The sequence below is a fragment of the Stenotrophomonas sp. 01N47 genome (genome assembly GCF_056399165.1).
On the sequence record NZ_JBFTQU010000010.1, the window covers coordinates 1 to 26,798 of the forward strand.

The window sequence follows — 26,798 nt, forward strand, 5'->3', positions numbered from 1 at the left end:
GTGCCGGCCGCTGGCCGGCAGCTTCGCAATCCTGGCGAGGTTCATGAGGTTGCCGGCCAGCGGCCGGCACTACCCAACCCCGTCGGTCAGCGCTCCTTGTCGCCGTCGCTTTCCGCGTCCGAGCCGCGCGTGCCGGGCGTCTCTTCGATGGCCAGGTTCCTGCGCGACAACGGCTGACCCCTGGGCGCGTTAGTGCCGGCCGCTGGCCGGCAGCTTCGCAATCCTGGCGGGGTCATGAGGTTGCCGGCCAGCGGCCGGCACTACCCAACCCCGTCGGTCAGCGCTCCTTGTCGCCGTCGCTTTCCGCGTCCGCTTCGAACAGGTGCATCAGGTCGTTGCGGGCGTCGCGCGAGGTCTGGATCACGGCGGCCTCGTCGTCGTAGACCAGGTATTGGTCGCGCAGCAGCTTCTCGTCGTGCTCGCGGAACTGCTGCACATGGCGCTCGGCCACGTTCGGTGCAACGCCCAGCGCGGTCAGCACGCGCCCGCTCATTTCCAGGCTGGTACCGAATACTTCGCGGAACGGTTCGGCCGACATGTCCATCAACCGCCAGGCATGCTGGCGGTTGCGCGCACGCGCCAGCACCGTCGCGTCCGGGTACAGGCGGCGCACCATGCGCACCGCCCGCAGGTTGGTTTCCGGGTCGTCCACGGTGATCACGAACACGTCGATGTGCTCGCCACCGGCGGCGCGCAGCATCTCCGGCCGGGTCGGATCGCCGTAGTACAGCTGGTTGCCGAAGCGGCGCAGGTCGGCCACCGTGTCCGGGTTCGCCTCCAGTGCCACGAACGGCACCTTCTGCGCGGTGAGCAGGCGCGCGATCACCTGGCCGAAGCGGCCCATGCCGGCAATCAGCACCTTCGGGCGATTGTCCGGCGCCACCTTGTCGGCCTCCGACGCCTGGCGGGGCGCGACCTTCTCCTCGCCAAGCAGGCGCATCAGGGCGATCATCAGTAACGGGGTGATCGCCATCGACAGGCCGACGATCGCCACCAGCCGGTCATGGTTGGCATTGCCCAGCAGATGCGCACGCTGGGCTTCGTTGAACACCACGAAGGCGAATTCGCCGCCCAGCCACAACACGCTGCCCAGCAGCAACGACTGCCGCGAGCTGAGTCTGGCGATACGGCCGATGGCGTACAGCAGGCTGAACTTCACCACCAGCAGGATCGCCACGCCCGCAGCGATCATCCACGGTTCGGCGGCGATGCGGTCCAGGTCGATGCCCATGCCCACGGCAATGAAGAACAGGCCCAGCAGCAGGCCCTTGAACGGCTCGATCTGCGATTCCAGCTCGTGCCGGAATTCCGAATCGGACAGCAGCACGCCGGCCAGGAACGCCCCCAGGCTGGGGCTCAGGCCGGCTTCCTGCATGAACCAGGCGGTGCCCAGCACCACCAGCAGCGCGGTGGCGGTGAATACTTCCGGGCTGCGGGTGCGGGCGATGATGCCGAACACCCGGCGCAGCACCGGCCGCCCGCACAGGATCACCACCGCCAGCGCGCCCAGTGCGACGGCCGCATCTTCCCAGCGCAGCGTCTCGTTCTTGACCCCGCCCAGCAGCGGAATCGCGGCCAACAGCGGAATGGCGATCAGGTCCTGGAACAGCAGGATGGCAAACCCCAGCCGGCCATGGTCGCTGTTGATCGCCTTGTGTTCGGACAGCAGCTGCAGGCCGACCGCAGTCGACGACAGCGCCAGCGCCACGCCCACCACCAGCGCGCTCTTCCACTGGAAGTGATCGAGCAGCAGCAGGCCGCCCAGCACCAGCCCGGACAACGCCACCTGCGCCGCGCCTGCACCGAACACCGAGCGCCGCATCACCTTCAGCCGGGCCGGGGACAGCTCCAGCCCGATCACGAACAGCAGCATGACCACGCCGATCTCGGCCGCGCCGAGGATGCGGTCGGCGTCCTGTACGAAGCCCAGACCGTCCGGCCCCAGCACCACGCCGGCCGCCAGGTAGCCCAGCACCGCGCCGAAGCCGAACTTCTTGAACACCGGCACCGCGATCACCGCGGCCAGCAGCAGGACCAATGCCAGTTCCAGACCACCGCTATGCATGGGAATACCTGGTCATCGGGAGGCCGGCTGTGCGTCCGTTCGGCGGGGGGAAGCGCGGCGGATGCCACTTGGGCATTATGCGCGCGCGGCTGTGTACGCACGAGAACGGCAGTGGGCCCATGGCCCGGTCACCGGTCACCGGTCGCGGGTTGACCTGCACCGACCGCAGGTCCAGACTGCCCGCCGCTGCCGGCATGTCCGTCAGTACACCCCTCCGGAGTCCCCAACCCATGTCCAGCGACAGTAGAAGTCGACCTCGGTCGACGCCAGCGATGGCCACCGCCTGACATCGGGACGGTTTGCCTGCGTTGGCGTTGCGCGATGTCGCACCCCATGAAGGCGAATCACCATGAACCAGAAGCAATTGCTGCGTCCGGTGGCCGATGCCGCAGCATTGTCGGCACCGCTGGCGAACTACAACACCGCCGACGCGGTGGAATTCCTCAACACGCTCGAACTGGAGCGCGCCGCCGAGACGCTGGCTGCGCTGTCGTTGCCGCGTGCAGTGAAGATGCTGGAGGCGCCGGAGCTGCACCGCAGTGGCGAACTGGTTGCCGCGCTGCCACCGGCACGCGCCGCCGCACTGCTGGGGTTGATGGCCGACGACCGTGCCACCGACATCGTCCACGAGCTGGATGAAGAAGAACGCGCGCGGCTGATTCCGCTGCTGGGCAACGAAGCCCGGCAGACCATCCAGAAGCTGCTGAGCTACCCGCCGAACACCGCCGGCGCGCTGATGACCACCGAGTTCGTCGCCGTGCCCGCCACCTGGACCGTGGCCCAGACCCTGCAGCACATCCGTCAGGTCGAGCGCACGCGCGAGACCGTGTATGCGATCTACGTCCTCGACCCGGCCAACCAGCGGCTGCAGCAGGTGGTGACCATGCGCCGGCTGATCACCGGCCTGCCGGAGGAATCGATCCTGGACGTGGCCCAGGTCAATCCGCCGGTGATGGTGGATGCGCAGATGGACCAGGAAGACGTGGCACGACTGATCCGCCGCCACGATCTGCTGGCGATCCCGGTGGTGGATGCGCAGCAGCACATGCTCGGCATCGTCACCGTCGATGACATCCTCGATGCACTGATCGAAGAGTCCACCGAAGACGCGCACAAGTTCGGCGGCATGGAAGCGCTGGACAAGCCGTACATGCAGATCGGCTTCTTCGAGATGCTGCGCAAGCGCGCCGGCTGGTTGAGCGTGCTGTTCGTGGGCGAGATGCTGACCGCCAGCGCGATGCAGCACTACGAGGATGAACTGGCGCGCGCAGTGGTGCTGACCCTGTTCATTCCATTGATCATGAGCTCGGGCGGCAACTCCGGTTCGCAGGCCACCTCGCTGCTGATCCGCAGCCTGGCCCTGCGCGAGCTGCGCCTGCGTGACTGGTGGAAAGTGGCCCTGCGCGAAGTGCCCACCGGCATGGTGCTCGGCGCCATCCTCGGCTGCCTGGCCATCGTGCGCATCGTGATCTGGCAGCTCGGTGGCTTCCATGACTACGGCGAGCACTGGATCCTGCTGGCGATCACCATCGGCGCCGCGTTGGTGGGCATCGTCACCTTCGGTTCGCTGTCCGGGTCGATGCTGCCCTTCATCCTCAAGCGGCTGGGCTTCGACCCGGCCAGCGCCTCGGCCCCGTTCGTCGCCACCCTGGTGGACGTGACCGGCCTGGTGATCTATTTCAGCATCGCCGCGATGATCCTGCACGGCACGCTGCTGTAAGCGGGGGTCGGATCCCCTCGCTTGGCGAAGGGCTCTGACCCCAGAACCAGCATGCTCTGGCAGGTGCCGACCTTGGTCGGCGCGCAGGGGTCAGAGCCCTTTCCCGTGGAAAGGGATCTGACCCCATCACCACGGAATTTGGGTACCGTAGGCACATGAGTACCTACCACCTGCAGTCCGTGTTCCGTCCGCAGTCGGTCGCGGTGATCGGCGGCAGCCCGCGTGAGCGCTCGGCGGGCCGCGCAGTGATGCGCAACCTGCGCGGCACCGGCTTCCCCGGCAAAGTGGCATGGATCAACCCGCGCCATGCCGAGATCGATGGCATCCGCACGGTGAAGCGGCTGAAGGACCTGGACTGGGTGCCGGAACTGGTGGTGATCACCGCACCGGCCGCCATCGTGCCGCAGGTGGTACGCACCGCTGCCGAACGTGGCGTGCAGGCCGCGATCATCCTCACCGCGCACCTGGGAGAAGGCCCGGGCTCGCCATGGGCACAGGTGGAGGCGGCCGCGCGCGCGCATGGCCTGCGCATCCTTGGCCCGCACTGCCTGGGCGTGATCGCGCCACATGCACGGCTCAATGCCAGCATCGCCGCGCATTTCCCACAGGCCGGCGACCTCGCGCTGATTTCCGAATCCTCGGCGATTGCCGCCGCCCTGGTGGAATGGGGCGTGGCGCGCTCGGTAGGGTTCTCCGCCGTGGTTTCGCTGGGCGACACCATGGACGTGGACTTCGGCGATCTGCTGGATTACTTCGCCACCGACTACCGTACCCGCGCCATCCTGCTCTATGTCGAGCAGATCAAGGACGCCCGCAAATTCATGTCGGCCGCACGTGCCGCTGCGCGTGCCAAACCCGTGGTGGTGGTGAAGTCCGGGCGCGCCGAACGGGTACAGCCGGGCAGCGCCGATACCCACGTGCAGGCACTGGCGCGCGCCGATGATGTGTACGGCGCGGCATTCAACCGTGCCGGCCTGCTGCGGGTGAGCGCGCTGGACGAACTGTTCACCGCAGCCGAGTCGCTGGGCCGGCTTGGCACCTTCCCCGGTCGTCGCTTGGCCATCCTCAGCAACGGCGGTGGCGTCGGCCACCTGGCGGTGGACCAGCTGATCGCGCTGCAGGGCACGCTGGCGCAACTGTCCGACAGCACCGTGCAGAAGCTGGATGCGGTACTGCCGCAGGGCTGGTCACGCAGCAACCCGGTCGACATCGTGGTCGATGCCGATGGTGATCGCTATGCCACGGCCATCGAGGCGCTGCTGGCCGACAACGAGAACGACGCGGTGCTGGTGGTCAACGTGCCCACGGCGTTCACCTCCTCGGCCGACGCCGCGCAGGCACTGACCCGCACGCTGGGCTTGCGCCCGCACCATCACCGTGACAAGCCGGTGTTCGCGGTGTGGCTGGGCAACGACGACCAGGCCACCGCCACCCTCAATGCGGCACGCGTGCCGACCTATCCCACCGAAGCCGAGGCCGTGCGCGGTTTCCAGCATCTGGTGCGTTACCGCGAAGCACAGAACGCGTTGATGGAAACGCCGCCCAGCCTGCCGCAGGACTTCAGCGTGGATACCGTGCGTGCACGCGCGCTGGTCGAGGCCGCGCTGGCCAACGGTCAAGGCTGGCTGGATCCGCTGGCCACCCACGAACTGCTGAAGGCCTATGGCATCCCCTCCGCGCCGGTGATGCACGCACGCGATGCACACGAGGCGATGGACCTGGCGCAACCGTTGCTGGAGCGTGGCGCGACCGTCGCGCTGAAGATCCTGTCGCCCGATATTCCGCACAAATCCGAAGTGGATGGCGTGCGCCTGAATCTGGCGACGCTGCCGGCGGTGCAGAGCGCTGCGAAGGCGATCCTTGCCCGTGCGCGACAGCTGCGACCGGACGCCCGCATCGACGGCCTGCTGGTGCAGCCGACCATCGTCCGCCCGAAGGCACGCGAGCTCATCGTCGGCATCGCCGACGACGCCACGTTCGGCCCGGTAATCGTGGTCGGCCGTGGTGGCACGGCGGTGGAAGTGATCAATGACAAGGCATTGGCGCTGCCGCCGCTGGACCTGCGCCTGGCCCACGAGCTGATCGGCCAGACCCGGGCCTCACGCATCCTCAAGGCCTACGGTGACGTGCCGGCGGCCGACGAGCGCGCGCTGGCGCTGGCGCTGGTCAAACTGGCGCAGCTTGCAGCAGATATTCCCGAAGTGCGCACGCTGGACATCAACCCGCTGCTGGTCGACAGCAAGGGCATCCTGGCGCTGGACGCGCGCGTGGCGGTTGCCCCGTCGCGCATCCTGCACAAAGGGCGTGGCCATCCGCGCTTCGCCGTGTTCCCGTACCCGAAGGAATGGGAGCGCACCATCGAGCTGTCCGACGGCGGTCGCGCGTTCGTACGCCCGGTGCGGCCGGAAGATGACGCGTTGTTCCGCGCGTTCTTCGCGCGCGTCAGCGACGAGGATCTACGCCTGCGCTTCTTCCAGTCGGTCAAGCACTTCAGCCACGAGTTCATCGCCCGCCTCACCCAGCTGGATTACGCGCGCTCGATTGCATTGGTGGCCATTGAACCGCGCAGCGGCGAAATGCTCGGCGCGGTGCGACTGCATGCCGATGCGGACTATCACCGCGGCGAGTACGGCATCCTGATCCGCTCGGACCTGAAGGGCCATGGCATCGGCTGGCGCCTGATGGCGATCATGATCGAGTACGCCAAGTGGCTGGGCCTGGACGTGGTGGAAGGCCAGGTGCTGCGCGAAAACAGCACCATGCTGGCGATGTGCCAGAGCCTGGGCTTCAAGACCAAACTGGACCCGGACGACCCGACGGTGATGATGGTGACGTTGCCGGTGCAGCAGGTGGAAGTGCCCGACGTGCCGCCGGCGGCGTGACCGTGACGGTAGCGCCGGGCCATGCCCGGCGGAACATCGGATTCAACGCAGCGGCTCGACCACCACCGCTGTGCCATAGCACAGCACTTCGGTCAGGCCGGTCATCACATCGGTGGCGTCGTAGCGCATGCCGATGACCGCGTTGGCACCCAGCTGCCGCGCATGCTTGACCATGTCGCGGTAGGTTTCCTCGCGCGCCTGCTCGCACAACTCGGTGTAGATGGTGATGTTGCCGCCGAAGATCGTCTGGATGCCGCCGAGGAAGTTGCCGACGATCGAGCGCGAGCGCACGGTGATGCCACGCACTACGCCCAGGTTGCGTGCGATGCGGTAGCCGGGCAGCTCGAAGGCGGTGGTGACCATCGAATCATCGAAGCGCGCTGCGGAGGTGGTGGGAGTGCCACTGTTGTAGGGGTCAGCCATGGTCGCGTCCGTGGAGCAGGGTAGGGTGGAGAGCCGCATCCTACCGCGCCGGTTCGCTGCCGGACTCGCGCTGCAACGCAGTAGGCCATCTGCGGCATGGCCCTGTCATGGTGCTGGCGCGACAATGCCCCATGACCGACCGCATTCCCCTGCTGCTCCTCCCCGGCCTGCTCAACGACGCCGAACTCTGGCGCGCGCAGCTGGCCGACCTGGCCGATATCGCCGACTGCATCGTGGGCGATCAGACCCGGGGCGAGACCCTGCAGGCGGTGGCCGAGGACGTGCTGGCGCAGGCGCCCGCGCGTTTCGCGCTGGCTGGGTTCTCACTGGGAGGCTTCGTCGCCCAGCAGATCCTGCGCATCGCGCCGGAGCGTGTGATGCAGCTGGCCCTGATCGATACCTCTATCCATGCCGATTCCCCGGAACGCGCCGAACAGCGCCGCAGCCAGCGTGCCAGCGTGCGCCTGCCCGGTAAATTCCACGGCTTTGGTGACGCGCTGATGCGCAGCTACATCGACGCCTCGCGGCTGGACGACTACGTGCTGGTGCAGCGCGTGCGCGACATGACGGCGCGATTGGGTGCGGAAGTGTTCCTGCGCCAGAGCGCGCTGGAGCGCCTTGATGGCCACGACGTACTGGCCGGCTACCGCGATCCGCTGCTGATCGTCTGTGGTGCGAACGACCGCATCACGCCGTTGGCGGTGAGCGAGGAAATGCATGCGCTGGTGCCGCATTCGCAGCTGGTGGTGGTGCCCGATTGCGGGCATCTGGCGCCGATGGAAAAGCCGGAAGAGGTGAGTGCGGCGATGCGCGGGTGGTTGCTTGCCGCCTGATCCGCCTGGCGCGTACGTTGCCGCGCTACCGTGGCTGCTGCGCCGGGGCCTCATTCCAGCCAAGGCGGTTGTAAGCGTGATAGCGCAGTACACCGATGCGCTCGTGCAGCATCACCTCGACCAGCAGTAGATTGAAGGTTGAGGGAAGCCAGCCGGGCATGGCACGGATCTGATCGCTGGCCACCCCCTCGGCGGTGACGCCAAAGTGCTGGAAGTAGAGCAGGCTGCGGCGCAGGTGCAGGCCCGAGGTCACCAGCAGCACGTGCGAGGCGTGCTCCTGTGCGATCAGCGCGCTGCTGTTGCGAGCGTTCTGCCAGGTGTTCGCGCTGGCATCCTCCTGCAGGATGGCAGCGACAGGGATGCCCAGGTCAATCAGTTCGCGGGCATAGACATTGGCTTCGCTGTCCAGGCCTGGAGACGGTGCACCACCACTGACCAGCACCCTGCATGTTCCGTCCAGTTGCCGGCAGCGATGGAAGCGCTGTGCTGCGGTCAGTAGCCGACTGTATCCGCCCAGCCCAGGCCGCGCTTGATGACCACTGCCCTGGATGCCCGCACCGAGCAGCACGATGAGCGTGTTCCGGCCCGTCTCCTCTGACGCCATCGTTGGCAGGCTGTGGGCGCGGTCGAGCAGCTTCTGCGTCACCGGTGAAACGCTGGTGGTCAGCGCCGCGATTGCTGGAAGGGCGAACACCGCGGCCGAGCGAGGATGCCTACGCACCAAACCGGCACCGAGCAGCAGAGAGAGGAACATCAGAATCAGCACAGCACCTCCGCTGGAAATTTGAACGTAGTCCGATGGCGCTAGCGCATCGGTGTGCGCATGCTTGATGCCATGGATCTGATGCGGTTGTCACATTGGCTGAGGGTGCTGACCATTCTGGCCGGCGTGCTGCTCGCAATTGGCTTGGGCTACGGGCTGAGCCAGTGGTTTCCAGGCGCTTTTCAGCAGATTCACGAACGAATGCGATAACCGAGCAGTCCCGAGGCCTGTCGCAAATGACTGTGTCGCGGCCCGCTCTGGACCGATGTGAGCGAGATGTAGCTATGCCATTCGCGACTTGGGAGAGACTCAATGCAGAAGACGATCCAAAGGGCAGGTCCATGTCACCGGTCATGCAGCGCTGTGACGTCTGAAATAGGTGAGCAAGCCATGTTGCGGTTGGTGGCGAGGGTTGCGCCGGATCAGTTGGGGGCGTTCATCGCGAATATTGATGAGGCAATCACCTGCTGGGTGGCCGAAACCGCTACGGGACTGGGATGTGACACCGAAGCCGCCATCATCCGGGTGCACGCGCTGAAGAGTGTCACTGCCGCGCTGGGCAGTTCCGTGATTGCCCATGCCTGCGATGAGCTGGGCGAAACACTGCGCATGGGCGCGCCGATGGAATCGGTCGCGCCTCGTTGTTGTGCCGTGGCTGGCGCCGCCCAGCGCATTCTGCGCCGCCATCATGCATCTCTGCGCCTGCAAGGAGACTGACATGCCACATTCGGCCGCTCCCTTCGCGAACGCTGAACCCGCCGCGTTGCTTCGTGCTGCCAGGTCGCTGGGAATGCATCGCCTCTGTCTGTTGCTGTCCTGCCTGCAGGAGCCGCGCGCAAGCTGGATACGAGTGCTGCTGCAGGGCCTGGTCGTGCTCTGGGTTTATCTCTGGACGAAGGGGCCACAACCTGTTCTTGTGAACGAGGCGGTGCATGTACTACCCGCGTCCATCGTGCTGTTTGCGGTCGCCTGCGCGTGGGCGCTGTGGATCAACCGCTTCCCGGATCGAGGCACGCAGTGGCGTGATGCAGCAGGCCTGGTACTCAGCCTGGTGATGATCGGCGGGCAGGTCGCACCTGCGTTCATCCTGCTGATGGCGCTGAACGCGATCCTGCCCTTCCTGGTGATCGCTGCAACGGCCGTCTACGGACGCAGAGCCATTGTGCCGGCAATCGCTGCCACGACGATCGCACTGCTGTCGGCGGCTCCGGATGGTTACTGGATCTCTCGTCCTGCCTACCTTGCCTACGCATTGTGCTTGACCATTCTGCTGCCCGCCGTGGTTGCTGCGATGGTGGCCGCGATGCGGGACATCGCGCTGCAGGCCGTTGCATCGCGCAGCGCGCAGGGACGCTTCGTCGGCGCCATGAGCCATGAACTGCGTACGCCGCTGAATGCGATCATCAACGGCATCCAGTTGATGGAGGTTGATGACATCGCGCAGGCCCAGCGCCGGGCATTGGACGTTGTTGCAAAGAACGCCCGCGCACTCCGTCACCGCATCGACGACGTACTTGATGTAGCCAGTATTGATGGCGGAACGCTCCAGCTTCGTTCGCAGGCTTGCTCAATGGCGTCCATTCTCGATGCGATGCTGGCCAGCTGCGAACCGTACGCCGCCGACAAAGGGGTCGTTCTTCGTGTCGATGGGGATACCAGCGCCATCTGGATGCTGGCCGATGCTGGCCGGATCGAGCAGGTCATCACCAATCTGGTTGGCAATGCCATCAAGTACAGCCCCATGGGAGGCCAGGCAACCGTTGCCGTGCAGGCTGTGCGCGGCTATTCAAGTTGGATTGTGCGTATCGCCGTGTCCGATTCGGGAGGCGGGATCGATGAGAAGGATCGTGATTCGATCTTTTCACCCTTCGTGCAGCTCAGTGAAGGCGACGCTCGCTGCGAGCAGGGCGTTGGGCTGGGCCTCTACATTGTGCGGTGGATATCGGACGCCATGAACGGATCGGTCGAGGTGGGCCGCAGTGCGTCGGGTGGCGGACTCTTCGTGTGGCGCTTCACCGTGCCTGTCGCCGAGGAGGCGCCAGCGGCACCTTCACTGGACCAGTTGCTGCAGGATCATTCGGCCTCTGTGAGGTCTCTGCATTGCCTGTTGTTCGAGGACGTGGAGACCAATCGACAGGTGGTCGAGAAGCTGCTGGATTGCGCCGGACATCGCATCAGTTGTCGATGTGATGGACGTGACGCGCAGGAGACAATTGAAACGCTGGCGCCTGACGTTGTGCTGCTGGATCTGCACATGCCCGGTTGCAGCGGCTGGGAGGTATTGGAGATGATCGGACGGTTGCCTGCCCCACCGCCTGTCCTGGTAATGAGTGCAGATACCCGCGTGCAGGTGATCGAACGCGCGCAGGCCTTGGGCGCAGCCGGATTTCTGTGCAAGCCGCTGGAGGTGCAGGAGGTTCTGGACAATCTGCGCGATGTAGCGTGCGGCGCGACGCCGTGCGCCGCCCTGTAGAGAGCCGAGCGTGGGCTCGGCTCTACAACATCAGATCAATCCCAGGCCGGCGCAATGCCTTCCGGATTGGCCAGGCGATGGCCGCGGTCCAGCTTGGCGATCTGCGCCATGTCGTCCTCGGTCAGGCGGATCGCTGCCGCTTCCAGGTTGCTGGCCAGGTTCTCGCGCTTGGTCGACGACGGTATGACCGCGTAATCCTGCTGCAGCGCCCATGCCAGTGCGATCTGCGCCGGGCTGGCCTGATGGCGGCCGGCGATGGCCTGGATCACCGGGTCCTTGATCACCTCGCCATAGGCCAGGCTCATGTACGCGGTGACGCGGATGCCGTTGTCCTGCAGGAACTTCACCAGCAGGCGGTTCTGCAGGTAGGGGTGGATCTCGATCTGGTTGGTGGCGATCGCATCGGCACCGAGGATCTCAATCGCTTTGCGGGTCTGGGCGATGGTGAAGTTGGAGATACCGATCTCCCGGGTCAGCCCCTGTGCCTTGGCGTCGGCCAGGGCAGGCAGATATTCCTCCATCGGCGTGTCGACCTTGTCGTTCGGTGACGGCCAGTGGATCAATGCCAGGTCGACATGGTCGGTGCGCAGCTTTTCCAGGCTGGTGCGCAGGCTGGCCAGCAGCGCATCGCGCTTGAGCTCGGTGATCCACACCTTGGTGGTCAGGTAGATCTCGTCACGCGGCACGCCCGACTCGGCGATGGCCTGGCCGACCTCGGCTTCGTTGCCGTAGATCTGCGCGGTGTCGATGGCGCGGTAGCCGACGTCCAGCGCGTTGCGCACCGAGTCGATCACGGTCTGGTCTTTCAGGCGGAAGGTGCCAAGGCCGAAAGCGGGGACAGTCATGGGGAACTCCAAAGCGGGGGAAGGAGGTGATCACAAAGGGTAGGGCAGGGGCCGTGTGCATGCCGGCAACGGTGCATTGCGCTCATCAATGTGCCGCCACCGTGATGCCGTCGGCGCGATCATCGATACCGTCGCGACGGTCCAGACGGCCACTCAGTACGGTGAGGCCATACGCGCCGACCACCACCAGTGCACCCAGCCACGGCGTGTGCATCAGGCCGATGTGTTCGACGACCAGGCCGCCCAGCGATGCACCCAGCGCGATGCCGATGTTGAAGGCGGCGATGTTCAGGCCCGAGGCCACATCGGTGGCCTGCGGTGCGTAGCGCTGTGCCTGCTTGACCACATACACCTGCAGGCCGGGCACGTTGCCGAACGCTACTGCGCCCAATGCCAGTACGGTCAGCAGCATCAGCCAGGTGTTGTGGGCGGTGAAGGTCATGACCAGCAGCACCACGGCCAGCAGCGCGAAGATGCGCTTCAGTGCGGGCACCGGCCCAATGCGGTCGGCCATGCGGCCGCCCCACAGGTTGCCGATCGCCACCGACACGCCATACACCAGCAGCACCAGGCTGACCGCGTTGGCCGAGAAGCCGGTGACGTCCTGCAGGATCGGCGTCAGGTAGGTGAAGGACAGGAAGGTGCCGCCGTAGCCGAGTGCGGTGATGGCGTAGACCATCAGCAGGCGCGGCTGCGCAAGCACGCCCAGCTGCTGGCGGAAGGTGGCCGGCGCGCTCTGCGCCAGGCCGCGCGGTACGAACAGCAGCGCGCCCAGCAGCGCGATCACGCCCAGCCCGGCCACGGCCAGGAACGTGGCGCGCCAACCCAGGTGCTGGCCGATGAAGGTGCCCAGCGGCACGCCGGTCACCAGCGCCACCGTCAGGCCGGTGAACATGATGGCGATGGCACTGGCGGCCTTCTCCTTCGGCACCACGGCGGTGGCGATGATCGAGCCGATGGAGAAGAACACCCCGTGGGCCAGGCCGGTGAGGATGCGGGCGACGATCAGCGAGGTGTAGCCCGGTGCCATCCACGCGATGACGTTGCCGAGGGTGAAAAGCACCATCAGCGCGACCAGCAGGGTCTTGCGCGGCACGCGGCCGGTGAGTGCGGTGAGCACGGGTGCGCCGACGGCCACGCCGAGCGCATACAGGGACACCAGCAGGCCGGCCGACGGCAGGCTGACCTGCAGGTCGGCGGCGATGGTCGGGATCAGGCCGACGATGACGAACTCGGTGGTGCCGATGGCGAAGGCGCCGAGGGTCAGCGCCAGCAGGGCGAGCGGAATGCCACGGATCATGACAGTGTCCAGAGGGAAGGAAGGGGCGCAGTGTGCGCGGCCGACCTTTGCCGAAAAACCGGTCTTCACGCCAATCACTCTTGCCTGGTGGTCAATAATGGCGTCATGAAAACCACCCTCGACGAAATGCAGGCCTTCCTGGCGGTGATCGACAGCGGTTCGATCAGCGCGGCTGCCGAGCAGCTGGGGCAGACGCCTTCAGGCGTGAGCCGCGCGCTGGGCCGGCTGGAGGACAAGCTGGGCACGACCCTGCTGACCCGTACCACCCGCCGCCTGCACCTGACCGCCGAGGGCGAGGCCTACCTGCGTCATGCGCGGGCGATCATCGATGCAGTGGAATCGGCCGAGGAACAGATGGCTGCGCGCCGCGAGCGCCCGGCTGGCCGGCTGCGGGTGGATGCAGCAATGCCGTTCGTGCTGCACGTGATCGCGCCGTTGGTGGCCGGCTACCGTACGCGCTATCCGGAAGTGCAGCTGGAGTTGAACAGTTCCGAGCGCTACATCGACCTGCTGGAACGGCGTACCGACCTGGCGATCCGCATCGGCCCGTTGGCTGATTCCACGCTGCATGCGCGGGCTCTGGGGCGCTGCAGGCTGCAGGTGCTGGCCAGCCCGGGCTATCTGGCTGCGCACGGGGAACCGGCCAGCGTGGCGGCGCTGGGCCAGCACACGCTGCTCAGCTTCAACGAACCGGAATCGCTGAACCGCTGGCCGCTGCCGGGCGATGCCGACGGGCAGTTGCTGGTGCGCCCGGATATCGCGGTATCCAGCGGCGAGACGCTGCGCACGCTGGCGGTGGAAGGCGTGGGCATCACCTGCCTGTCCGACTTCGTGACCGAACGCGATCGTGCGGCCGGCACGCTGGTGCCGGTGCTGGCCGCACAGACGCTGGATGTGTACCAGCCGATCCACGCGGTGTACTACCGCAACACGGCCGTATCGGCGCGGATCAGCTCGTTCCTGGATTACCTGGGTGAAGCGATGGCCGCATCGGATTACCTGCGCTGATGCATTGTGTGGGTTGCCGGCCMGCGGCCGGCACTACCGGGAATCGCACGCATGGGTAGTGCCGGCCGCTGGCCGGCAACCCCCACACTGCCCGGCGGTTCCGTCACGCCGCGCGCGCCAAGGCACCCGTTGCTGTCGCCGTGGTGGACAGATCAAACACATCCACCGCTTCGATCAGGCGATCCGCCTGCTGTTCCAGGCTGCGTGCCGCGGCGCTGGCTTCTTCCACCAGCGCGGCATTCTGCTGGGTGGTGCCATCCATCTGGATGATGGTCTGGCTGACCTGCTCGATGCCGGCCGACTGCTCCTGCGACGCAGCGGAGATCTCGGCCATGATGTCGGTCACGCGCTGCACCGACGCGACGATCTCGGCCATGGTGTCGCCGGCCTGGCGCACGCGCTGCGCACCGTGGCCAACCTGTTCCACCGACGCCTCGATCAGCGATTTGATTTCCTTGGCCGCTGCCGCCGACCGCTGTGCCAGCGTACGCACTTCACTGGCGACCACTGCGAATCCACGGCCCTGCTCGCCGGCACGCGCCGCTTCCACCGCGGCATTCAGCGCCAGGATGTTGGTCTGGAACGCGATGCCGTCAATGACGCTGATGATGTCGGCGATCTGCCGCGACGAGCCTTCGATCGCATCCATCGTCGCCACGACCTGGCCGACCACCTCACCGCCGTGCGAGGCCACGCTGTGCGCACCGATCGCCAGCTGGTTGGCCTGCCGCGCATGCTCGGCGTTCTGGCGCACGGTGGAGGTCAGTTCCTCCATCGACGCGGCGGTTTCTTCCAGGTTCGCCGCCTGCTGTTCGGTGCGGCGCGACAGGTCGTTGTTGCCGGCGGCAATCTCGGCAGCGGCGGTGTGGATGCTGCCGGAGGCGTGCTTGATGTCGCTGACGATGGTCGCCAGCTGTGCAGCGGTGGCGTTGGCATCCCCCGCAATGCGGGCGAACACGCCCTGGAAGTCGCCGTCCATACGCGCACCCAGGCGGCCATCGGCAATGGCACGCAGCATGGCCGAGACCTCCCCCAGGTTCTGTTCGGTGGTCTGCATCAAGCGGTTCAGGCCATCGACCATCGCGCGGAAATCATGCTCGAAGCGCGCACTGTCGCCGCGTTGGCTGAAATCGCCTGCTGCCGCAGCTTCGGCCAGGCGGCGGATTTCGCCGTTGATCGCGCCCAGGTTGGATTTCACCGCATCCAGCGCCTGGGTGATCACGGCCTTCTCGCCGGGCAGACGCTCCATGTCCAGGCTGAGATCGCCCACTGCATAGCGGCCCATGATCGTGATCGCGCGCATCTTCACCTGGATGTGCGCATCGACCAGGGTATTGGTGTCGGCCACCATCGTGCCGTAGGCGCCGGGGAAGGCGCTGCTGTCCATGCGGTGGCTGATCGTGCCGGCGTCGTGTGCCCTTGCCATCGCGGTCTGCGCATCAAGCACGCCACGCAGGGTGCTCTGCACGGCCTGCATCGCCTGTGCCAGGCGACCGATCTCGTCGCGGCTGCGCACCTGCACCACGTAGTCGAGGTCACCGGCGGCAACCGCACGCGCGGCCGCTTCCACCGCCAGCACCGGCTGCACCACGGCGCGCCGCAGCCACCAGCCAAGGGCGATCAGCAGCAGCACGGCGGCGCCGATGGTCAGCGCGGCGCACAGCAGCAGCGTCTGCCGTGCCTGGTGCGAACGCGCGGTCACCGCGGCTTCGGCCACCTGGGTGGCCTGCGTACCCAGCGCATCCAGCGCGGCCGCCACCGGACGGTCCTTGCCACGCACAAGGGAATCGCCAACCGCCGGGTCGTAGCTGGCGTCAGCGAAGGACTGCAGTGCAGCGTGGTAGTCCTGCTGCAACTGTGCGTGCAGACCGGAAAACGCCTGCGCCAGTTCGCGCGTGCGCGCATCGGGGCTGGCGGCCAGGCCCGTGGCCAGTTCGGCAACGACGCGGCCTTCGTTGTCGAAGGCCTGCAGGTGATGCTGGCGCAGCGCGTCATCGTGGCCGCGCAGCAGCACGTTCTTCCACTCCTGTACCTGTCCGCGGAATTCGCGTTGCAGGCGCTCGGCGTCGCGGCTGTGGGCAACCTCCGGGGGGACTTCGGTGGACAGCTTCAACCAGGCCGACGCCAGGCCCGCCAGGGCGCATACCAGGACAACAGCCAGACCAACAGAAACGGCACCGAGCAGCTTCGACTGCAGCCGCGGCGCATGGGAAGAGGCTTTCATGGGACGAGATCTCGGAAGGGGTGCGATGCGGTATCGACCGTCCTTTAGCGCTCTGAAGTGCGATGCGTGTCACATTCCCGTTCTGTTTAGTGATGTGAAGAATGTGTTTCATTGGACAAATGTGTCCATATGGAACGAAAGAAGACCCTCGACAGGCGGTTTAAATGTAACTACTGTTGTTACATGAAATCCGCGAACCCGCTTTCCGACGCCCTGCACGTGATGGCCCATCTGGTCGGCCAGCACGGGCCGCGAACCTCCGAACAGCTGGCGACCTGCCTGCCGACCCATCCGGTGGTGATCCGCCGCCTGCTGGCGCAGATGCACAAGGCCGGCCTGGTACGCAGCACGCGCGGCCACGGTGGCGGCAGCCAGCTCGCCCGCGATGCGGCGACGATCACCCTGCACGACGTCTACCAGGCCATCGGCGCGCCGCCGATGGTCCAGGTCGGTACCCGTGAAGGCAGCGGCGGCTGCCCGATCCAGCAGCTGGTCAACCAGGCCCTGCTGGACGGTGCCCGCGAAGCGCAGCGCCTGCTCGAGCAGCGGCTGCAGGCAACCACCCTCGACCAGCTTGGCGCCGACTTCGCCCGCCATCTCGCCCATCACCGTTCCCTGGAAGGTCACCATGAATCCTGATGTCCTCATCGTCGGCGGCAGCTACGCCGGCATCGCCGCCGCACTGATCCTGGCGCGTGCGCGCCGGCCGGTCACGATCATCGATGCGGGTTCGCCGCGAAACCGTTTCGCCAGCCATTCGCACGGCGTGCTGGGCCTGGACGGCGTCAGTGGCGCCGAGTTGTTGAAGAACGCGCGCCAGCAACTGCTGGACTACCCGACCGTGCGTTGGCTGAATGCCGAAGCGGTGCAGGCCACGCTCCGCACCGAAGGTGTGGAGGTGCGTACGGCAGACGGCCAGGTACTGACCGCACGCAAGCTGCTGCTGGCCACCGGTATCGCCGACCAGCTGCCCGATCTGCCCGGCCTGGCCGAGCGCTGGGGCAGCACCGTGCTGCACTGCCCGTACTGCCATGGTTATGAAGTGGGTGGCGGTTCGATCGGCCTGCTCGGCGGCCATCCGATGTCGGCCGGCAAGGCGCCGCTGTTCGCCGACTGGGGCAACGTCACCTTCTTCAGCCAGGGACTGCCGATCAGCGACGAGGAGCTGGCCGCCATGCAGCAGCGCGCTGTGCAGGTGGAAACCACGCCGGTGGTAGGTGTGCACGGCGAGCAGCCGACGTGGCTGGAAGTGGAACTTGCCGACGGTCGCCGAGTCGCCCAGCGTGCGCTGTTCGTGCCGGCCATGCAGCAGATGGCCACGCCGCTGGTACAGCAGCTGGGCTGCGCGCTGGTGGAGAGTCCGCTGGGCGTGCTGGCCGAGGTGGACACGATGAAACAGACCTCGGTGCCGAACGTGTACGCCGCCGGTGATGCGACCACGGTCGGCAACATCACCCTGGCCATGGCAGAAGGCGTGCGCGCGGGCATCGGCATGCACCATGCGCTGGTGGCCGAGGACAGCCTGCCGCGCTGACGCAAAGCATCCACGCATGGCGCGGATCCGTTGAAGGGTGCCGACGTTGGCCGGCACCCTCCGCCTTCAACCTTCCACGCTGGCCGCATCCAGCTGTGCCACGTCATGCACGCTCAACGCCACGTTCGCCGCCGCCAGCAGGTCGTGCAGCTGCTCCACGCTGGTGGCACTGACGATCGGTGCGGTGATCGACGGCCGTGCGATCTGCCAGGCCAGCGCGATCTGCGCGGCACTGGCATTGTGCTTGCTGGCCACATCATCCAGCGCCTGCAGAATGCGCAGCCCGCGCGGGTTCAGATAGCGCTTGACCACGGTGGCGCCACGCGCGCTGCTCTTGCCGGCGTCGTCCGGCGTGCGGTACTTGCCACTGAGGAAGCCGCTGGCCAGTGCGTAGTAGTTGATCACGCCGATCTGCTCGCGCTGCACCAGCGGTTCCAGTTCCTTCTCGTAGCCGGCGCGGTCGTACAGGTTGTACTCCGGCTGCAGGGTTTCATAGCGCGGCAGCCCGTAGTCGGTAGAGACCTTCAAGGCATCGGCCAGACGCGTGGCGCTGTAGTTGGACGCGCCGATCGCGCGCACCTTGCCCGCCTCGATCAGGCGACCGAACGCGGCCAGGGTCGCTTCCAGCGGCGTGGATTCATCATCCTCGTGGGCCTGGTACAGATCGATCACCTCGGTCTGCAGGCGACGCAGCGAATCCTCCACCGCCGCATTGATGTTGTCCGGGGTGAGGCCGGGCCGCTCGGCCCATTTGGCCACCTTGGTCGCCAGCACCACCTTGTCGCGCTTGCCGCTGCGCGCGAACCACTTTCCCAGCAGCGTCTCCGACTCGCCACCCTGGTTGCCCGGCACCCACGCCGAGTACACGTCGGCGGTGTCGACCAGGTTGAAGCCGGCATCCACGAAGGCATCCAGCAGGGCGAAGCTGGCCTTCTCATCGGCGCTCCAGCCGAACACGTTGCCACCGAAGGCGAGCGGAGCTACATGCAGGCCTGAACGGCCCAGTTCGCGGTTTGCCGTCATGGGCACGGACTCCTTGGGGGAAGTCCTTCAGGATAGAACGCGATGTGTGACCGCGCTGCGGCGCTGACCACAAAACTGTGTTCCGCACCGCGCACGCGGCTAACGTTTTGTGAACACCTGCGGCGCGGCGGCTGCTAGTCTCGCCGCATCTTCCGCTGGAGTCGCCCCGATGATTGCTGCCTCATCCCTGCGTGGTTGCCGCCTGCTGCTTGCTTCGGCGCTGCTGGTTGCCGTTCCCGCATTCGCCGCGCCGGCCACGGTCGCACCGGCAAAGATCCAGGTGTCGCCCGCGATCGATGCCGCGGTGAAGGCCTCGACCCGCGACCCCGCCAACGTCAAGCGCGACGGTTTCCGTCATCCTGCGCAGACCTTGGGCTTCTTTGGCGTCGCGCCGGAAAAGACCGTCATCGAGATCACCCCGGGCAATGGCTGGTACTCGGAGATCCTGGCGCCGCTGCTGCGCGACAAGGGTCATTACATCGCTGCGGTGGTCGATCCGCAGGCCGTGGCTGAAGGTCGCGGCCGCGACTACCAGCAGCGCAGCCGCGACAGCCTGGAAAAGAAGTACGCCGCCGCACCGGCACAGTTCGACAAAACCACCGTGGTTGCCTACGACCCGGCCAAGCCGGTGTTCGGTGCAGCCAACTCGGCCGATGTGGTGCTGACCTTCCGCAACGTGCACAACTGGCGCAAGGCAGGCCAGGCGCAGGGCATGTTCCAGGGCTTCTTCAACGTGCTCAAGCCGGGCGGCGTGCTCGGCGTGGTCGAGCACCGCGCCAAGGCCGACGTGGCCGACGCTGACGACACCGGTTATGTGGGCCAGCAGCAGGTGATCGCGATGGCCGAGGCCGCCGGTTTCAAGCTCGACGCGCGCACCGAGGTCAATGCCAACCCGCGCGATACCAAGGACCATCCGAATGGCGTGTGGACCCTACCGCCGACCAACCAGCATGACAAGGCGGATGACGCCAAGTACCAGGCCATCGGTGAAAGCGACCGCATGACCCTGCGTTTCGTGAAGCCGTGACCCGGTAGCGCCGGGCCATGCCCGGCGAGCACGCGGCGTGGCATGGGACAATGCCCTGCCCGCCGCCTGCCGTCCCCGCGATGCTGATTGCCTTCAACAAGCCGTTCAACGTGCTCTGCCAGTTCACCGACCGCAGCGTGCCGCCGCGGCCGACATTGGCCGGCTTCGGTTTGCCGCCGCGCGTCTACGCTGCCGGCCGCCTCGACCATGACAGCGAAGGCCTGCTGCTGCTGACCGACAACGGTACGCTGGCGCACAAGCTGACCGACCCGAAGCACAAGGCGGACAAGCTCTACTGGGTGCAGGTGGAAGGCACGCCCAGCGACGGGCAGCTGCAGCAGCTGCGCGATGGCGTGGTGCTCAATGATGGGCCGACGCTGCCGGCGAAAATCGAGCGCCTCGATCCTGCGCCTGAACTGTGGCCGCGCGATCCGCCGGTGCGCTTCCGCAAGACGGTGCCCGACAGCTGGCTGGCGATCACGATCCGCGAGGGGCGCAACCGCCAGGTGCGGCGGATGACCGCTGCGGTGAACCTGCCGACGCTGCGCCTGGTGCGCGCTGCAATGGGGCCGTACCGGCTGGATGACCTGCAGCCCGGGCAGTGGCGGCAGATCGGCTGAAAAAAAGGCCGGAGGCCTTGCGGCGTCCGACCCTCGTGCAGCGACATGGGGTCAGAGCCCTTCCTGCGGAAGGGTTCCGACTCCGGTCAATCAGGCGTCGCTGCCGATATCGCTGTGCTCGTCGACCACGGTGTCGTTGCGGCGATCGCGCGCGTTGATGCGCTGGGCCTGACCGTTGACCACATGGCCATTGGCGGCCTTCTTCTTCTGCTGCTTGCGGTACAGCGCATAGCCCAGCAGGCCTACACCCACGGCAGCTGCCGCGATGGTCACCGCCGGATTGCGGCGGGCGAACTTGGTGGCGACCTTGCCGCCGGTCTTCACCGCGCCAAGGGCGGCGCCGGTCTTGATCCAGTCGCTGGCCTGCGGGCCGAGGTGACGCAGGCTGCCGCCCGCGCTCTTCAGGCCATCGCCTGCGGTATGGGCCAGGTCGAGGGCGCGCTCCAGGGCGCGGTCGGTGATTACGGTCAGCTTGCTCATGCGGGGGTGTCCTTGCCTCGGGTCGAAGTCCAGTGTCGCCTGTTGCCCGTAAACGGTATGTCAGTCAGGCGGGCGCGTGGTGTGGCTCTACCGCAGCCATTCAGGAACGGGCGGGGTGTCGGCGCGCATTACGTCCCGCGCGGCTTGGCCCGGTGCGTTGCCGTAGCCGTCCATGGGTCGTCCGGCCACGGGTGGCGCGGGTAACGGCCCTTCATCTCCTTCTTCACCTCGGCGTAGGTGTTCTCCCAGAAATTGCGCAGATCCTGGGTCACCTGCAATGGCCGGCCGCCCGGTGACAGCAGGTGCAGGGTCAGCGGCACCCGGCCATCGGCGATACGCGGCGTGTCGGCCAGCCCGAACAACTCCTGCAGCTTCACCGCCAGCACCGGCGGCAGCGGCTCGCCGCTTTCGCCATCCAGCGCATAGGTGATCGGCCGTTCCAGCCCTGACGGTACGGTGATCCGGGTGGGCGCGTGGCGCTCGACCAGCTGCCGCTGCGACCACTCCAGTGGCGACTTCAGCGCTTCGCCGAAACTGGTCTCGTCCAGCGCATCCAGACGTGTCCTGCCAGCGAATGCCGGCTGCAGCCATTGCGCACGGTTGGCCAGCAATGCGGCGTCACTGCAGTCGGGCAGGCCCAGTTCGGGCATCCAGCGCCGCAGCGATTCAACCCGCGCCTGCCACTGGCGCAGACCCTCGGTCCATGGCAACGCCTGCAGGCCGAGCTCGGCAACGGCGTCGGTCAGCGCCTGCGCCGCCAGCTGCGGATCAACCCGGCCAGCCGAACGACTGTCCATCACGATGCGGTCGAAGCGTGTTTCGCGCAGCGCGACCAGGGCGCGGCGGGTGTCATCCCAGCGCACCGCGTCTTCGGTCACGAAGCGCTCGGGCCAGTGCCTGCGCAGATAGCCTTCATCTACCGGTGCGGCGCGCAGCAGCAGCGCGTCGCGCGCCTCGAAGCGCAGTTCGCTGGCCACCAGCCACGGTTCGCCCCGCAGGTCGCTCAGTTCATGCAGGCGGGCGCTGCGGCCGTTGGCCAGCAGGTAACGCAGCGGGTCGTTCGGATGCCGGAAGGCAATGCGGTCGGGGAAGGCATGGGCCAGCAGGTCGCCCAGCTCGTGGGCCTCGATGCTGGCGGGCGGTGCGGCGTCACAACGCAGGCGACGGCGCCACTGTTTGGCAGCGGCATCGATGGCGGCCAGGCCACTGCGATTGGCATCGGCCGGCGCACGGCCGTTGCGGAAGGCCGCCAGTGCGCGCCAGCGTGCGGCCAATGCATCACCGCCCTGGCGCAATGGGTCACGAGCTTCCAGCAATGCCGCCAGATCGGCGGCCAACGCCTGCGCGCGGGCATCAGCTGCGGCCAGCAGCATCGCGGCCATCCGCGGATGGGTGCCCAGCGCCAGTACGCGGCGGCCGAGTGCAGTGATCGCGCCGCTGCTGGACAACGCGCCCAGGCGCTGCAGCAGTTCGCGTGCGGCGGCCATCGGTCCAGTCGGTGGCGGGTCGAGGAAGCGCAGGTCACTGCTGCCCCAGGCGGCCAGTTCCAGCGCAAGGCCGGCCAGTTCAACCTGGTCGATCTCGGCGCGACGCTGCGGTTCCAGCCGCTGCGACTGCGGCCACAGCCGCCAGGCCACGCCCTCGGCCACGCGCCCGGCACGGCCGGCACGCTGGTCGGCCGAGGCCTGCGCAATGGCGACCACGTCCAAGCGGGTGAATCCACTGTTGGGGTCGTAGCGCGGCTCGCGCGCCTGGCCGCTGTCGATCACCACGCGCACGCCGGGCAGGGTCACCGAGGATTCGGCGACGTTGGTGGCCAGCACCACGCGGCGGCGGCCGTCGCTCGCGGCCTGCAGCACGCGTGCCTGCTGTTCCACCGGCAGTTCACCGTGCAGGGCCAGTACGTCCACCGCAGCGCCAGCAAGACTGTCCTGCAGGCCTGCCTGCACGCGTGCGATCTCACGTTGGCCGGGCAGGAACACCAGCAGGTCACCGGGGTGCTCGGCCAGCGCCTGCTGTACCGCGCGTCGCACCTGCAGTTCCAGCGCCTCGTCACGCCGGGCAGGGAAGTGGCTGATTGCCACCGGATAGCTGCGGCCTTCGCTGCTCACTCGTGGTGCATCGAGGAAGCGTGCCAGGCGTTCACCATCGAGCGTCGCCGACATCACCAGCAACCGCAGGTCATCGCGCAGCTGCGACTGCACGTCCAGCGCCAGCGCCAGGCCCAGGTCGCCACTGAGGTGGCGCTCGTGGAATTCATCGAACAGGATCGCGCCAACGGTTTCCAGCATTGGATCGTCCTGCAGCATCCGGGTCAGGATGCCCTCGGTGACGACCTCGATGCGCGTGCGCGCCGATACCTTGTTCTCGAAGCGGATGCGGTAGCCGACGATGCCGCCGACCTCCTCACCGAGCTGGCGCGCCATGAACATCGCGGCACTGCGCGCGGCCACCCGGCGGGGTTCCAGCAGGATGATCCTGCGGCCCTCCAGCCACGGCGCATCGAGCAGCGCCAACGGCACCTGGGTGGTCTTGCCGGCGCCGGGCGGGGCTTCCAGCACCAGCCGCGGGTGCACGGCCAGGTGCTGCTGGATCTGCGGCAGCAGCGGAGAGATGGGGAATTGCGGGGCGTTCATCTGCAAAGGATAAGGTGCCATGGCGGGCACGGGTACAATGCGCGGGTTTTCCTGCCTCTGCTGCCCCCATGCATCTGATCGATATCGGCGCCAACCTGACCCACGACTCCTTCGACCGCGACCGCGACGCCGTACTGGACCGCGCACGCCAGGCCGGTGTGGTGCAGATGATCATCACCGGTGCCAGCCGCGAGCATTCGCCACTGGCCCTGCAGCTGGCGCAGCAGCACCCGGGCTTCCTGTACGCCACCGCCGGCGTGCACCCGCACCATGCGGTGGAGTACACCGACGAGTGCGATGCGGAGATGCGCGCGCTGCACGCCCATGCCGAAGTGGTGGCGGTGGGTGAGTGCGGGCTGGACTACTTCCGTGATTTCTCGCCGCGCCCGGCGCAGCATCGCGCGTTCGAGCGCCAGCTGCAGCTGGCTGCAGACAATGGCAAGCCGTTGTTCCTGCACCAGCGCGACGCGCATGCCGATTTCATGGCACAGATGAAGAACTTCGAAGGCCGCATCGGTCCGGCCGTGGTGCACTGCTTCACCGGCGAGCGCCAGGAGCTGTTCGATTATCTCGACCAGGACTGGTACATCGGCATCACCGGCTGGCTGTGCGACGAGCGCCGTGGCGGTCACCTGCGCGAGCTGGTGAAGAACATTCCGGCCAACCGGTTGATGATCGAGACCGACGCACCGTACCTGCTGCCGCGCACCTTGAAGCCGATGCCGAAGGACCGCCGCAACGAACCGGTGTTCCTGTCGCACATCGTGGAAGAGCTGGCGCGGGACCGTGGCGAGGATGTGCAGACCACGGCGGCAAACGCCACGGCTGCCACGCGTGCGTTCTTCCGGTTGCCGGACGCCGCCTGATCGGCAAACGGTAGTGCCGGCCGCTGGCCGGCAACCTCACGATCTTCGCAGGGATGCCGCAGTTGCCGGCCAGCGGCCGGCACTACCCGTCAGCCGGGAGCGCCGGGCCATGCCCGGCGAGCGAAGCGGCAAGATCCGTCAGCCCTTCCCGATACGTTGGAAACTGCGGCGTCCAGCCCAGCGCGTCGCGCGTGCTGCGGCTGTCGATGCGCTTTCTGCTCTGGTAGAAACGCCGCAATGTCGCGCTGACTGATGGATCGTCCCAGGCCACCGCGGGCGGCAGGGTAAATCCCCCCAGCTGCGCAGCGAAGGCCAGTACATCCTGCGGTGGCGCCGGTTCGTCATCGCTCGGCAGATACAGTGCGTTGGCCATGGGGCGTTGCATCGCCGCGATCACCACCGCAGCCAGGTCGTCCACGTGCAGGCGATTGAACACCAGCCCTGGCCGCACCACGTGCCGCGCGCGGCCCTGCGCCAGCTGCAGCAGCGCGTTGCGCCCGGGTCCGTAGAGGCCCGGCAGGCGGAACATCGCCGAGGCGATACCGCGCGCATCCGCCAGCGCACGCCATTGCGTTTCGGCGAGGCGACGCTGCCTGCCTGCCGGCTCGGTGGCATCGGCCACGCTGTGCTCATTGATCCAGCCACCGTCGCGGTCGCCGTAGACCGAGGTCGACGACAGGTAACCGAGCCAACGCAGTGAACTGCTGTCGCGCAACGCGGCATACAGCAGGCGCAGCGCCGGGTCGCCCTCGGCATCGGGAGGGACGCTGCAAAGCACCGCGTCGGCATGGGCAATCGCAGCGAGCAGGCTCGGGGCAAGCGCGGCGTCGGCACGCAGCTGATGACGCAGCAGGCCATCGTCAGGTGCCGACGCCGGATCGCGCACCGTGCCTTCCACGTGTACGCCCTGGGCCTGAAGGCGCGCGGCCAACACGCGGCCACTCCAGCCCATGCCGAGGATCAGTATGCGCTTCGGCAACGGGCCGGGCATGTTCATCGGATCACACCGAGCGCTGGGCCTGGTAGGCCTGCAGGCTGCTATAGGCGACCTGCAGCAGCAACGCTTCCTGGCCCGCGGCGCGCGCACGCGCCAGCATGTCGCCGACGATCTGGGCCGCCTCCACCTGCTGGCCTGCTTCCAGATCGCGCAGCATCGACGCCTTCAACGCCGAACCGGCCTGGGTCAGGGTGCCACGCGCGGTGTCCTGCGCCGCCTGCGGCACCGGCTCACCCGCTGCTTCGGCCACCGCCAGGCATTCGTCATAGAGCCCACGCACGATGGCGTCGCCGTCGTCGGTGGCCACGATCGTGCCGATGTCCGCACGCAGCAGGCAGGTGGCCGCCGCCAGCGCGGTCAGGAAGGTGTACTTGATCCACTGTTCCTGGCCGATGTGCTCACTGGCCAGATGATCGAGATTGGCCTGCGCACACGCTGCTGCGAACGCCTGCACGCGCGCGGAGATCGCACCGCCATCGCGTTCGCCGAAGGTCAGCTTGGCCGGCTTTCCCAGGTGCAGCACCGCCCCATCAGGCGCCTTGGTCGCACTGATGAAGCACAGCCCGCCGAGCACGGCGTCGTGGCCGAAGCGCGCGTCGAGCGCGTTGTAGTGATGCAGGCCGTTGAGGATCGGCAGCACGGTGGTGCCCGCGCCCACCGCCGGGGCGATGGCATCGATCGAGCTGTCCAGGTCGTAGGCCTTGCAGCTGAGGATCACCAGATCGAACGGCTTGTCCGCAGCCAGCGCAGGCAGGGCATCTGCGATGACGTGCTGTACCGGGAACGTGGCATCGCCCACCGGGCTGCGCAGCACCAGGCCATCACGATCCAGCTGCGCGGCGCGCGCGGGGCGCACGAGGAAGGTCACGTCCACGCCAGCCTGGGCCAGGCGGCCACCGAAGTAACCGCCGGTACCGCCGGCGCCGAGGATCAGGATACGCATTGCACGCTCACTGCAGTTGGGGGATTCACTGCAGCGATTGTGCCGGAGTTTGCGGCCAACGGCTGAGCCCCTCGTGGTGGTTTGAAGCGCAAGCTGTGTTTGGGTCGGGGGGGGGGGGGGGGCCCCCGCGCCCCCC

Annotated in this window: 23 protein-coding genes; 12 read left to right on the plus strand and 11 right to left on the minus strand. The window is 67.1% G+C overall.

From position 1 onward, the window contains the following. Positions 1-277: 277 nt before the first annotated feature. Positions 278-2,065 (minus strand): monovalent cation:proton antiporter-2 (CPA2) family protein, encoded by a 1,788-nt coding sequence (locus AC1DKR_RS17540; RefSeq protein WP_312786709.1) that lies wholly within the window; start codon positions 2,063-2,065, stop codon positions 278-280. A gap of 349 nt (positions 2,066-2,414) precedes the next feature. On the opposite strand from AC1DKR_RS17540, the gene mgtE reads away from it, so the two are divergent. Both mgtE and AC1DKR_RS17550 read left to right on the plus strand, forming a co-directional pair. After that, a complete protein-coding gene (mgtE, locus tag AC1DKR_RS17545; RefSeq protein ID WP_176022321.1) occupies positions 2,415-3,785 on the plus strand; it encodes a magnesium transporter in 1,371 nt (456 codons plus the stop codon). Positions 3,786-3,940: 155 nt separating this feature from the next. Next, positions 3,941-6,667, plus strand: coding sequence for a bifunctional acetate--CoA ligase family protein/GNAT family N-acetyltransferase (locus AC1DKR_RS17550; protein WP_478034053.1), 2,727 nt, complete (start codon positions 3,941-3,943; stop codon positions 6,665-6,667). 42 nt (positions 6,668-6,709) lie between these two features. Here the strand turns inward: AC1DKR_RS17550 and AC1DKR_RS17555 are convergent, their stop codons facing one another. Then, positions 6,710-7,090, minus strand: a complete 381-nt coding sequence (locus AC1DKR_RS17555; protein WP_089237720.1) for a YbjQ family protein — start codon at positions 7,088-7,090, stop codon at positions 6,710-6,712. A gap of 131 nt (positions 7,091-7,221) precedes the next feature. On the opposite strand from AC1DKR_RS17555, the gene AC1DKR_RS17560 reads away from it, so the two are divergent. Further along, the gene (locus AC1DKR_RS17560; RefSeq protein ID WP_478034056.1) at positions 7,222-7,923 is read left to right on the plus strand and encodes an alpha/beta fold hydrolase; all 702 of its coding nucleotides are present in this window, start codon (positions 7,222-7,224) and stop codon (positions 7,921-7,923) included. 25 nt (positions 7,924-7,948) lie between these two features. On the opposite strand, the gene AC1DKR_RS17565 is transcribed toward AC1DKR_RS17560, so the two are convergent. Continuing rightward, a complete protein-coding gene (locus tag AC1DKR_RS17565; protein ID WP_478034058.1) occupies positions 7,949-8,677 on the minus strand; it encodes a YdcF family protein in 729 nt (242 codons plus the stop codon). Positions 8,678-8,746: 69 nt separating this feature from the next. Here AC1DKR_RS17565 and AC1DKR_RS17570 point away from each other — a divergent pair, with 69 nt between their 5' ends. The 3 genes from AC1DKR_RS17570 (at position 8,747) to AC1DKR_RS17580 (ending at position 11,159) form a co-directional block, all read left to right on the plus strand. Further along, positions 8,747-8,896 carry a hypothetical protein gene (locus AC1DKR_RS17570; protein ID WP_478034061.1) on the plus strand — a complete coding sequence of 50 codons (150 nt, stop codon included), beginning with the start codon at positions 8,747-8,749 and terminating at the stop codon, positions 8,894-8,896. Positions 8,897-9,076: 180 nt separating this feature from the next. Next, positions 9,077-9,403, plus strand: a complete 327-nt coding sequence (locus AC1DKR_RS17575) for a hypothetical protein (RefSeq protein ID WP_478034063.1) — start codon at positions 9,077-9,079, stop codon at positions 9,401-9,403. A gap of 1 nt (position 9,404) precedes the next feature. Further along, positions 9,405-11,159 carry an ATP-binding response regulator gene (locus tag AC1DKR_RS17580; RefSeq protein ID WP_478034067.1) on the plus strand — a complete coding sequence of 585 codons (1,755 nt, stop codon included), beginning with the start codon at positions 9,405-9,407 and terminating at the stop codon, positions 11,157-11,159. A 35-nt stretch (positions 11,160-11,194) separates the two neighbouring features. On the opposite strand, the gene dkgB is transcribed toward AC1DKR_RS17580, so the two are convergent. Beyond that, positions 11,195-12,004, minus strand: coding sequence for a 2,5-didehydrogluconate reductase DkgB (gene dkgB / locus AC1DKR_RS17585; RefSeq protein ID WP_478034070.1), 810 nt, complete (start codon positions 12,002-12,004; stop codon positions 11,195-11,197). 85 nt (positions 12,005-12,089) lie between these two features. Beyond that, a complete protein-coding gene (locus tag AC1DKR_RS17590) occupies positions 12,090-13,304 on the minus strand; it encodes an MFS transporter (protein ID WP_478034072.1) in 1,215 nt (404 codons plus the stop codon). Positions 13,305-13,409: 105 nt separating this feature from the next. Between AC1DKR_RS17590 and AC1DKR_RS17595 the strand changes: the two genes are divergently transcribed. Then, complete coding sequence (locus AC1DKR_RS17595; RefSeq protein ID WP_478034076.1) at positions 13,410-14,312, plus strand: LysR substrate-binding domain-containing protein; 903 nt, start codon at positions 13,410-13,412, stop codon at positions 14,310-14,312. A gap of 103 nt (positions 14,313-14,415) precedes the next feature. On the opposite strand, the gene AC1DKR_RS17600 is transcribed toward AC1DKR_RS17595, so the two are convergent. Continuing rightward, positions 14,416-16,536 carry a methyl-accepting chemotaxis protein gene (locus AC1DKR_RS17600; protein WP_478034081.1) on the minus strand — a complete coding sequence of 707 codons (2,121 nt, stop codon included), beginning with the start codon at positions 16,534-16,536 and terminating at the stop codon, positions 14,416-14,418. A 183-nt stretch (positions 16,537-16,719) separates the two neighbouring features. On the opposite strand from AC1DKR_RS17600, the gene AC1DKR_RS17605 reads away from it, so the two are divergent. Continuing rightward, complete coding sequence (locus AC1DKR_RS17605; protein WP_478034083.1) at positions 16,720-17,175, plus strand: Rrf2 family transcriptional regulator; 456 nt, start codon at positions 16,720-16,722, stop codon at positions 17,173-17,175. After that, on the plus strand, positions 17,165-18,070 hold the full coding sequence (locus AC1DKR_RS17610; protein WP_312110302.1) for an NAD(P)/FAD-dependent oxidoreductase: 906 nt from the start codon (positions 17,165-17,167) through the stop codon (positions 18,068-18,070). Before AC1DKR_RS17605 ends, AC1DKR_RS17610 begins: the two co-directional genes overlap by 11 nt. Positions 18,071-18,136: 66 nt before the next feature. On the opposite strand, the gene AC1DKR_RS17615 is transcribed toward AC1DKR_RS17610, so the two are convergent. After that, positions 18,137-19,093, minus strand: a complete 957-nt coding sequence (locus tag AC1DKR_RS17615; RefSeq protein WP_033832508.1) for an aldo/keto reductase — start codon at positions 19,091-19,093, stop codon at positions 18,137-18,139. A 169-nt stretch (positions 19,094-19,262) separates the two neighbouring features. Between AC1DKR_RS17615 and AC1DKR_RS17620 the strand changes: the two genes are divergently transcribed. Together AC1DKR_RS17620 and AC1DKR_RS17625 are read left to right on the plus strand one after the other, a co-directional pair. Further along, positions 19,263-20,120, plus strand: a complete 858-nt coding sequence (locus tag AC1DKR_RS17620; protein ID WP_025877590.1) for a class I SAM-dependent methyltransferase — start codon at positions 19,263-19,265, stop codon at positions 20,118-20,120. A gap of 80 nt (positions 20,121-20,200) precedes the next feature. Then, positions 20,201-20,740: a pseudouridine synthase gene (locus AC1DKR_RS17625; RefSeq protein ID WP_025877589.1), complete on the plus strand. Its 540-nt coding sequence runs from the start codon at positions 20,201-20,203 to the stop codon at positions 20,738-20,740. 90 nt (positions 20,741-20,830) lie between these two features. Here the strand turns inward: AC1DKR_RS17625 and AC1DKR_RS17630 are convergent, their stop codons facing one another. Both AC1DKR_RS17630 and hrpB read right to left on the minus strand, forming a co-directional pair. Further along, a complete protein-coding gene (locus tag AC1DKR_RS17630; RefSeq protein WP_025877588.1) occupies positions 20,831-21,220 on the minus strand; it encodes a hypothetical protein in 390 nt (129 codons plus the stop codon). A gap of 128 nt (positions 21,221-21,348) precedes the next feature. Beyond that, positions 21,349-23,856: an ATP-dependent helicase HrpB gene (gene hrpB, locus AC1DKR_RS17635; RefSeq protein ID WP_478034088.1), complete on the minus strand. Its 2,508-nt coding sequence runs from the start codon at positions 23,854-23,856 to the stop codon at positions 21,349-21,351. A 68-nt stretch (positions 23,857-23,924) separates the two neighbouring features. Here hrpB and AC1DKR_RS17640 point away from each other — a divergent pair, with 68 nt between their 5' ends. Continuing rightward, the gene (locus AC1DKR_RS17640; protein ID WP_025877584.1) at positions 23,925-24,722 is read left to right on the plus strand and encodes a TatD family hydrolase; all 798 of its coding nucleotides are present in this window, start codon (positions 23,925-23,927) and stop codon (positions 24,720-24,722) included. Between the two features lie 82 nt (positions 24,723-24,804). On the opposite strand, the gene AC1DKR_RS17645 is transcribed toward AC1DKR_RS17640, so the two are convergent. Both AC1DKR_RS17645 and panE read right to left on the minus strand, forming a co-directional pair. Beyond that, positions 24,805-25,713 carry an NAD-dependent epimerase/dehydratase family protein gene (locus AC1DKR_RS17645; protein ID WP_428701568.1) on the minus strand — a complete coding sequence of 303 codons (909 nt, stop codon included), beginning with the start codon at positions 25,711-25,713 and terminating at the stop codon, positions 24,805-24,807. 10 nt (positions 25,714-25,723) lie between these two features. Beyond that, positions 25,724-26,662 (minus strand): 2-dehydropantoate 2-reductase, encoded by a 939-nt coding sequence (gene panE, locus AC1DKR_RS17650; RefSeq protein ID WP_478034090.1) that lies wholly within the window; start codon positions 26,660-26,662, stop codon positions 25,724-25,726. Between the last annotated feature and the right edge of the window lie 136 nt (positions 26,663-26,798).